This window comes from Micromonospora sp. KC207, assembly GCF_004348615.1.
GTDB lineage: Bacteria > Actinomycetota > Actinomycetes > Mycobacteriales > Micromonosporaceae > Micromonospora.
Window position 1 is genome coordinate 1 of record NZ_SMKJ01000284.1, and the last position, 8,964, is coordinate 8,964.

General features: G+C 73.8%; 9 protein-coding genes. 3 read left to right on the plus strand and 6 right to left on the minus strand.

Annotation, left to right across the window (positions count from 1 at the left end; all coding sequences use genetic code 11):
• From E1258_RS26520 to aspS, 4 genes are all read right to left on the minus strand, one after another.
• Positions 1 to 1,211, minus strand: a 1,211-nt coding sequence (locus E1258_RS26520) for an MFS transporter (protein WP_132405909.1), incomplete at its 3' end; no start/stop codon positions are given.
• Positions 1,208 to 1,807 (minus strand): winged helix-turn-helix domain-containing protein, encoded by a 600-nt coding sequence (locus tag E1258_RS26525; RefSeq protein WP_132405911.1) that lies wholly within the window; start codon positions 1,805 to 1,807, stop codon positions 1,208 to 1,210. The genes E1258_RS26525 and E1258_RS26520, both read right to left, overlap by 4 nt.
• Positions 1,808 to 1,893: 86 nt before the next feature.
• Positions 1,894 to 2,709, minus strand: coding sequence for a sugar nucleotide-binding protein (locus E1258_RS26530; protein ID WP_132405913.1), 816 nt, complete (start codon positions 2,707 to 2,709; stop codon positions 1,894 to 1,896).
• Between the two features lie 91 nt (positions 2,710 to 2,800).
• Positions 2,801 to 4,621, minus strand: coding sequence for an aspartate--tRNA ligase (gene aspS / locus E1258_RS26535; protein WP_132405915.1), 1,821 nt, complete (start codon positions 4,619 to 4,621; stop codon positions 2,801 to 2,803).
• Between the two features lie 212 nt (positions 4,622 to 4,833).
• Here aspS and E1258_RS26540 point away from each other — a divergent pair, with 212 nt between their 5' ends.
• Positions 4,834 to 5,610 (plus strand): DUF998 domain-containing protein, encoded by a 777-nt coding sequence (locus E1258_RS26540; protein WP_132405917.1) that lies wholly within the window; start codon positions 4,834 to 4,836, stop codon positions 5,608 to 5,610.
• A gap of 153 nt (positions 5,611 to 5,763) precedes the next feature.
• On the opposite strand, the gene E1258_RS26545 is transcribed toward E1258_RS26540, so the two are convergent.
• Positions 5,764 to 6,813: a S1 family peptidase gene (locus E1258_RS26545; RefSeq protein ID WP_132405919.1), complete on the minus strand. Its 1,050-nt coding sequence runs from the start codon at positions 6,811 to 6,813 to the stop codon at positions 5,764 to 5,766.
• A 256-nt stretch (positions 6,814 to 7,069) separates the two neighbouring features.
• Between E1258_RS26545 and E1258_RS26550 the strand changes: the two genes are divergently transcribed.
• Positions 7,070 to 7,900 (plus strand): GDSL-type esterase/lipase family protein, encoded by an 831-nt coding sequence (locus E1258_RS26550; protein ID WP_132405920.1) that lies wholly within the window; start codon positions 7,070 to 7,072, stop codon positions 7,898 to 7,900.
• Between the two features lie 21 nt (positions 7,901 to 7,921).
• Here the strand turns inward: E1258_RS26550 and E1258_RS26555 are convergent, their stop codons facing one another.
• The gene (locus E1258_RS26555) at positions 7,922 to 8,398 is read right to left on the minus strand and encodes a helix-turn-helix domain-containing protein (protein WP_132405922.1); all 477 of its coding nucleotides are present in this window, start codon (positions 8,396 to 8,398) and stop codon (positions 7,922 to 7,924) included.
• A gap of 56 nt (positions 8,399 to 8,454) precedes the next feature.
• Between E1258_RS26555 and E1258_RS26560 the strand changes: the two genes are divergently transcribed.
• The coding region (locus tag E1258_RS26560; RefSeq protein WP_132405924.1) for a PaaI family thioesterase at positions 8,455 to 8,964 on the plus strand (510 nt) is incomplete at its 3' end.

Genomic DNA, 8,964 nt, shown 5'->3' on the forward strand with positions numbered 1-8,964 from the left:
GGCAGGTACAGCGGCGCGGCGACGGCGAGCACCACCGCACCGACCAGCATTGCCACGCTGACGCTGGCATGCTCGGCGATGACGGTCAGCACCACCGCGCCGAGCGCCCCGGCCGGCTGGGCCATCATCGAGTTGAGCGAGAGCACGCTGGTGCGGTACGGGCCGTCGACCTGGCGGTGCAGCAGGCCCAGGTGCAGCGGGTTCGACGCGCCGTGCACGGTGTAGCAAACCAGGTACGCCACGAGCACCCCGACCGGGCCGGCGAACAGCCCCATTCCGACCACGGTCACGCCTTGCAGGACGCGCAGCAGCGCGGCGCCGGGCGCGGCGCCGGGCCAGCGCAGCAGCAGCGGGGTGAGGGCTGCCCCGGCGGCCGAGGCGAGCCACGCGGCGGAGCTGGCGGGGCCGAGCAGCGCGGCGGCCCGCTCTGGGTCACCGACGACCTCGGCGAGCCGGACCGGCAGCAGCGACTCGAAGGTGACCATGCCGAAGCCCCAGAACAGCTCGACCGCCACGAGGGCGAGCAGCACGCGGGAGCGGCGCAGCAGGCCGAACGCCTGCCCGACCATCCGGGGCGCCTGCGCGACCGACGCGCGCAGCGCGTTGGCTCCCCGTCCCGGCCGGACCTCGACCAGCAACGTCACCACGGCGGCCAGCGCCACCGCCTGCGCCACGACGGCGGCCAGCACCGGCACGGCCAGCGCGCTCACCGGGCCGAGCGGGCCGAGCGTGATCAGGCCGCCGCACAGCAGCGCGCCGCCGGCGATGGCGACGCCGGCGACGGTGCCGCCGAGGCCGAGGCCGCGCTCGTACCCGGCTTCGGGATCGGCGGCGAGGGTGGCGTCGACGTACCAGGAATCCAGGGGGCCGCTGTCCAGCGCCCGGTGGATCCCCTGCACCGCGAAGACCAGAACGAACAGGGCGAGGGAGTCGGCCACCGCGAACAGCGCCAGGGACACCAGGTTCAGCGCCGCGGCGGTGACCAGCACCGGCTTGCGACCCAACGCGTCGGCCAAGCCACCGGTCGGCAGCTCCAGCGCCAGCACCACGAGACCCTGGGCGGTGAAAGCCACGCCGATCTGGGACAGCGACAGGCCGCGCTCCTGCATCAGCAGGATCATGACCGGGATCAGCAGGCCGGTGGGCAGCCAGCGCAGGCCGTGCAGGGCCAGGTAGCGCGACTGCACCTGGCGTACGGACAGCGCGCTCACCGGGTCGGCTCGATCATCGGGTACGCGGCCAGGAAGACCTGCACCGGCCGGGCGTCCGCCTCGTCGGGGGTCGACTCCGCGCGGTAGCGCATGAGGACCTCCCACACCTCCGCCTCCATCGCCTGGAGCCGCTCGGGCCCGAGGTGCAGCAGGGCGTCGCTCATGCCGGCGGCGTTCCGCCAGGCGGGTGGGAAGTCCTGCTGGGCGGCGAACCACCGGTCGGAGTGCTCGACGACCAGTCGCACCTGTTCGGCCTGGATCCACTCGGCGGCGGCCCGGGCGTCCGGGTCGTCGTCGAAGTCGGACGGCTCCCAGCTACTGATGTCGTGCGCCGCCCGCCACCAGCGCTGTCGCCCGACGGCGAGGTCGTGGGCCTCGACGACGAGCCCGACCTCGGCGAGTTGGCGCAGGTGGTAGCTGGTGGCGCCGGTGTTGGTGTCGAGCCGCTCGGCGAGCCCGGTGGCGGTGGCGGGCCCGTCGACCCGCAGCGCGCCGAGCAGCCGCAGCCGCAGCGGGTGCGCCAGCACCCGCAGTTGTCGCGGATCCAGCCGGACCTGGCGGGGCGCAGGCAGCCCCACTCCCTCATCGTTCTCCATGAACGCACAATAGTTGTGCACAGCTTTTGTGCACAATAGTTGTGCGTTAAAACTGTGCGAAGCCCGACAGCTGCGGGAACGGGATTTCAGGGGGCGAGGAGTTCGCTGACCCCGCGCAGGCGGGTACGCAGCAGGCCGGCGGCGCGGGAGCTGTCGAGGCGTACCTCGACGGGGCGGGCCAGGCCCGACGCGGCGCTCGTGGCGGTCCGCAGGCCGGCCGGGTCGAGCCCGAACCGCCGGGCCACCAGCAGCCCCAGTTCGGCACGGCTGACCGCCTCCGGGCCGGCCACGTTGAGCAGCCCGGCGTGGTCCCCCTGGGCCAACTCCAGGACGGCAGCGGCCAGGTCGCCCACGTCGACCGGGCAGCGGACCTCGTCGGTGAACAGGGCCATGCCGCCAGCGAGGGCCTCCAGGCAGAGCCGGATCTGCCTGCTCCGCTCGTCGCCCACGATCAACGAGGTACGCACCAGCGCGGCCCCCGGGTCGATCGCCCGCACGGCGGTCTCCGCCGCCGCCTTCGCCGCCCCGTACGGGAAGACCGGGGTCGGGGCGTCGTCGTCGGCGTACGGCTGCGGTCGGCCGGCGTGCAGCGCGTCGCTGGACAGGTGCACGAGCCGCGCTCCCGCCTCGACGGCGGCGCATGCGACGCGGGCCGCGCCGTCGGCGGTGACAGCCCAGTCGTCGTACCGGTAGGGGGTGTTCACCACGGCGGCCGGCCGCACGGCCGCGACCAGCGCGCGCACGGCGGCCCGGTCGGTCACGTCGAGCCGGCGCACCTCGACCCCGGCCAGCTCGACGGGGTTGGCGTGGTACGTGCCGACCACCCGCTCCCCCGCCGCGACGGCCTGCCGGCACACCTCACCGCCGAGGTACCCGCTGGCACCCACCACGAGCAGCGTCACGTCGCCCCCGTTCCCTCCCGTCGCCCGCGCTTTCTCCCGTCGCCCGGCGGGCGGCCACCGTCGGGCCCGCCCGCCGGGGCCGGTGGTCGCCTCAGACCGGGTCGGCCACCGGGGCGGCCGCACCGGCGGTGCCGGGGTGCGCGGCTGCGGCCGGCTTCGGCTTGGCGTCGATGCCCGCCTCGGCGCGCTGCTGGGCGGTGATCGGCGTCGGCGCGCCCGTCAGCGGGTCGAAGCCGCCCCGGGTCTTCGGGAACGCGATCACCTCCCGGATCGAGTCCGCGCCGGCGAGCAGCATGCAGACCCGGTCCCAGCCGAACGCGATGCCGCCGTGCGGCGGAGCGCCGTACTTGAACGCCTCCAGCAGGAAGCCGAACTTGTCCTGCGCCTCTTCGGGGGTGATGCCGAGCAGGTCGAAGACCCGCTGCTGCACGTCGCCCCGGTGGATACGGATCGAGCCGCCACCGATCTCGTTGCCGTTGCAGACGATGTCGTACGCGTACGCCAGCGCCCGGTCCGGCGCTTCCTCGAACCGGTCCACCCACTCGGCGTTCGGGGAGGTGAACGGGTGGTGCACGGCCGTCCAGCCGCCCGCCCCGCCGCTGTCGTCCGAGGTCCGTTCGAACATCGGGGCGTCGACCACCCAGCAGAACGTCCACGCGGACTCGTCGATGAGCTTCGCCCGCTTGGCGATCTCGATCCGGGCCGCGCCGAGCAGCTCCTGCGCCTCCCGGGTCTCGGTGCTCGCGGCGAAGAACACCGCGTCGCCCGGCTTCGCGCCGACCGCGTCGGCCAGCCCCGCCAGGTGCTCCTCGGAGAGGTTCTTCGCCACGGGGCCGCGCGGCGCGCCGGTCTCGGCGTCGAGCACCACGTACGCCAGGCCCTTCGCCCCGCGTGCCTTCGCCCAGTCCTGCCAGCCGTCCAGCTCCTTGCGGGTCTGGCCCGCGCCGCCCGGCATGACGACCGCGCCCACGTACCCGCCCGCGTCGATCGCGCCGGCGAACACCCGGAACGCGGTGCCGCGCAGGTAGTCCGTCAGCTCGGTCAGCTCGACGCCGTAGCGCAGGTCCGGCTTGTCGGAGCCGTACCGGGCCATCGCGTCGTGCCACGTGATACGCGGGATGGGCCGGGGGATCTCGTACCCGGCCAGGTCGGACCAGAGCGCCGACACGATCGCCTCGCCGAGGTCGATCACGTCGTCCTCGGTGACGAAGGACATCTCGATGTCGAGCTGGGTGAACTCCGGCTGCCGGTCGGCGCGGAAGTCCTCGTCGCGGTAGCAGCGGGCGATCTGGTAGTACCGCTCCATGCCGCCGACCATCAGCAGCTGCTTGAACAGCTGCGGGGACTGCGGCAGCGCGTACCAGCTGCCCGGCTGGAGGCGGACCGGGACCAGGAAGTCGCGCGCTCCCTCCGGGGTGGACCGGGTCAGCGTCGGCGTCTCGATCTCCAGGAAGTCCCGGTCGTGCAGCACGCCCCGGGCGAGCTGGTTGGCCCGGGAACGCAGCCGCATCGCCCGCGCCGGACCGCCCCGGCGCAGGTCCAGGTAGCGGTACTTGAGCCGGATGTCGTCGCCGGCCTCGACCTGGTCGTCGACGGGCAGCGGCAGCGGCGCGGCCTCCGAGAGCACCTCCAGTGCGCTGGCGGTCACCTCGATCTCGCCGGTGGGCAGCTCCGGGTTCTCGTTGCCCTCGGGACGGCGGGTCACCTCGCCGGTCACCTTGACGCAGAACTCGTTGCGCAACGCGTGGGCGTCCTCCTCGCGGAAGACCACCTGGACGATGCCGGAACCGTCGCGCAGGTCGACGAAGATGACACCGCCGTGGTCACGCCGGCGGGCGACCCACCCGGCGAGCGTCACCGTGGTGCCGGCGTCCGTCGCGCGCAGGCTGCCGGCGTCATGGGTACGGATCACGGCTTGCGTCTCCCTCATCGTCTGCGATCGGTCTGCCCTCGCATTCTGTCAGGGCACCCCGGCCCCCGCCCCCACCGGGCGCGGTTGGGGGGGTGAGGAAGGGCCCCCTGTTAACGCATCCTGTTGTAGAGGGGCCCCCTGCTAACACGTCCCGCTTCACACGTCCCGCGCCGCCGACGGGCCGACCGGGCGTGCCGCGTACGGTGTGCCGGATGCGTGTCGTACCCCCTTGGGTCCTGCTCTCCGCCGGCACGGCGCCGGTGTTCCTGGTCGGCGGCTGGCTGCTCGGCGCTGCCCGGCAGCCCGGCGGGTTCGACCAGGTCTCCGGGACGATCAGCGCGCTCGCGGCCGTCGGCGCGGCCGACCGGTGGATCATGACGCTCGGCCTCGTCGGTCTCGGCCTGTGCCACTGCGTGACCGCCGCCGGGCTGCGCCCGCTGGCAGCCGGCGGACGGGCGCTGCTCGCGGTGGGCGGGCTCGCCACGCTCGCCGTGGCGGCGTTTCCGCTGCCGCCCGATGGCGGCTCGGTGCCGCACGCGCTCGCCGCCGCCACAGCGTTCGGTGCGCTGGCGCTCTGGCCGGGCCTCGCCCTGACCGGCGGCGGACCGGGGCGAGACGACCCGCGACCGGCCGGCGACGGACCGTGGCCGGCCAGCGCCGGACCACGGCCGGACGGCCGCGAGCCACGACCCGGCAGCCCGCCACCGGCCAGCGGCGAACCACGACCTGGCGGCTCGCGACCGGCCGAACCGCGCCGCCGCGACGCGCCCGGGCCGGCGGGCGGCGACGCGGGGTCCGGATCCGACGGGTACGCCGGCGCGCGGGCCGCCTGGACCGCACTGACGGTGGGGCTGCTCGTGCCGGTGGCCTGGTTCACAGTCGAGCTGGCCACCGGCGGCGACCGGATCGGCCTGGCCGAGCGGGTGGCCGCCGGCGCGGAGGCGCTCTGCCCGTTGCTGGTCGCCGGATGGCTGGGCCGGCGCGGTTGACCCACGGGGCCGGCGAACCACGCCAGGCTCGCGGTCGCCGCCCGCCGGCACGACCCCCGCCGGTTGCCGTCCTAGCGGCTGCGCCGTTTTCCCGGTACGCCTGAAGCGGGCCGCCGGAGGCCGGCGACCCGCTTCCGCGGCGGATGCGGTGGATCAGATGATGCTGACGCCGTAGACGCTCAGCGGCTCGGTGACCGGCTGGAAGTAGGTGGTGCCGCCGCGGGTGCAGTTGCCGTTGCCGCCGGAGGTGAGGCCGAGGGCGCTACTGCCGCTGAACAGGGAGCCGCCGCTGTCGCCCGGCTCGGCGCAGACGTTGGTGCGGATCAGGCCGGAGACCGAGCCCTCGGCGTAGTTCACCGTGGCGTTGAGCGCCTGGACCGAGCCGCTGCGCAGGCCGGTGGTGCTGCCGGAGCGCTGCACGCTCTGGCCGACGTACGCGTTGGACGCACCGGTGACGTCCCGGTAGCTGCCGTTGTAGAGGGAGACGTTGCCCGTCGCGTTGGCGGAGTTGCTGTGCCGGACGATGCCGTAGTCGTTGCCCGGGAAGCTGGTGCCGGCGCGGGTGCCGAGGGTGCTCGTCTGGGCCGAGTTCGAGTACCAGGTCGAGGCGATGTTGGTGCAGTGCCCGGCGGTCAGGAAGTAGGTCACACCGGAGCTGCTGCGGACGTTGAAGCCGAGCGAGCAGCGACCGCCGCCGGCGGCGTAGATCGCCTGGCCGCCGGAGATTCGGGTGCTCAGCACGCCGGCCTCGGCCTCGATGCGGACGGCACCGCCGGTCCGGGCGGCGGCGGCCTTCACGCGCTCCAGCTTGGCGCCGGTGACGGTGCTGTCGACGGAGACGACGACCTGGTTGGTGGTCGGGTCGGTCCACCACGCGGTCCCGGGGATCTTCGCGGAACGCTCCAGCTCGGCGGTGGCCCGGTTGAGCTCGGCGGCGCCCCGCTTGACGAGTTTCGGGGTCGCGCCGGAGGCGCGGACCTGGCGGGCGGCGGCGGCGTCGGTCACGGTGACGACCATCTTGCCGCTGGCGTCGGCGTACGTGCCGGCGGAGCGGTCGCCGAGCCGCTCGGCCAGGCTGGCCGCGGCGTCGGGCGAGGCGGCGGGAGCGGCCTGGACGGGGGCGCTGATCAGCGCGGTGGCGACCAGGGTGCCTGCCGCGGCGACGGACACGGCGCGGAGGAGCGATGACCTCGTGGGTCGCATGTAACAGCCTCCCGGAAGGGGGTGGCGGGTCGCGCCGGGGTGACGGACCCGAGGGCGACTCGGCCGGAACTGGGGTGAACCGGCCGAGTGAACTGAAGTATTCACATACTTAAGATCACTAACAAGACCCGGCTTCGACCTGTTTCGCCCAAGCTACGCCCGACGCGGGTTCGCAACGTTGTGGCCGCCGATGTCGATCAATATGATCGATGCACCTCAATTTCCCCCCATCGGCACCCGTGATCCGGAGGCCACCATGACCCCCATCCGACGCGCCCTGGCCGCCCTCGCCGCCACCACCGCCCTCGTCCCCCTCGGCGCCACCGCCGCCCACGCCGACGCCGGCCCGCCGCCGAGCTCCATGGCCAGCCTCGGCGACTCGATCACTCGCGGCTTCAACGCCTGCGGCTGGTACGTCGACTGCACCTCCCGCTCGTTCAGCACCGGCGACAACTCCTCGGTGAACAGCCACTACCTGCGCGTACGCGCGGTCAACCCGGCCATCGGCGGCAACAACCACAACGACGCGAAGACCGGCGCGAAGTCCGCCGACATGTACGGCCAGGCCGGGACCGCGGTCAGCCAGGGCGTCGGGTACGTGACGATGCTGATCGGCGCCAACGACGCCTGCACCGGCTCGGAGTCGAGCATGACGCCGGTGAGCACCTACCGGGCCAACATCGACTCCGCGCTCGGCCGCATCAGGTCGGGCCTGCCGAACGCCCGGGTGTCGGTCGTCAGCGTCCCGGACATCCACCGGCTCTGGTCCGTCGGCAAGGGCAGCGTCAGCGCCCGTACGGCGTGGTCGCTGTTCGGCATCTGCCAGTCCATGCTGGCCAACCCGACCTCCACCGCCCAGGCCGACGTCGACCGCCGGGCCCGGGTCCGCCAGCGGGTGATCGACTACAACACCCAGCTCGCCCAGGCGTGCGCCGCGTACGGCCCGAACTGCGACTTCGACGACAACGCCGTGTTCGGCTACCCGTTCACCCTGAGCCAGCTCTCCACCTGGGACTACTTCCACCCGAACGCCACCGGGCAGCAGGCCCTCGCCAGCGTGTCGTACGCCGCCGGCTTCCACTGGTGACCCGTCCGGGCCCCGGCGTCCTCAGCCCACGCGGCGGCGGGCGCCGGGGCCCGGCCGCGGCACCACGTCGCGCGGGGCGGTCACCTCGTGCCCGGCGGCGCAGCGCAGTTCCACCCTCACCTCGGCACCGCAGTCGCGGTGCCCGACCGACAGCGGCGAGCCGCCCGGGTCGGCGAGGTGGCGGTCCCCCCAACCGAGCACGGCGACCAACACCGGCCACAGGTCGAGACCCTTGTCGGTGAGCCGGTACTCGTGACGCACCCGGCTGCCCGGCTCCCGGTACGGCTCGCGGCGCAGCACGCCCTGCTCCACCAGGGCGGCGAGGCGATTCGTCAGCACCTGCCGGGGAATGCCGGTGCGCACCCGCATGTCGTCGAAGCGGCGAACGCCGTTGAACACCTCGCGGAGCACGACCAGGGTCCACCGCTCGCCGAGGATGGCCATCGCGCGGGCGATGGTGCAGTTCTCGACCGACCAGTCCAGTGCCGCAGGCCTCATGCCGACCAGGCTAAGTCCGATTGACAGACTCAGCAACGCGCTGCCAGGCTGCATCCATGACGCAGACGCAGCAGCCGGCGCGCAGCCGTACCTTCTCCTGGTCCGACCCTGTGGCGGGCGCGGCCCACGTGGGTCGGCGCAGCGGCCTGGAACTGCTCCGGGCGATGATCGCTGGCGAGTTGGCCGCGCCGCCGGTGACGCACCTGATCGACATGGGCCGGATGGAGGCCGACGAGGGCCGGGTGGCCGTCGAACTGGTGCCGCAGGAGTTCCACTACAATCCGCTCGGCACCGTGCACGGCGGGATCATCTCCACCCTGCTGGACACCGCCGCCGCCTGCGCCGTGCACACCACCCTGCCGGCCGGCGTGGGCTACACCTCGCTGGACCTGAACGTGAAGTTCCTCCGCCCGGTGACGGTCGACAGCGGCACCCTGCGCTGCGAGGGCACCGTCCTCCAGGCCGGCCGCCGAACCGCCCTCGCGGAGGCGAGACTCACGGACGAGGCGGCCCGCCTGATCGCCCACGCCACCTCCACCTGCCTCCTCTTCCCCCTTCCCCTCCCC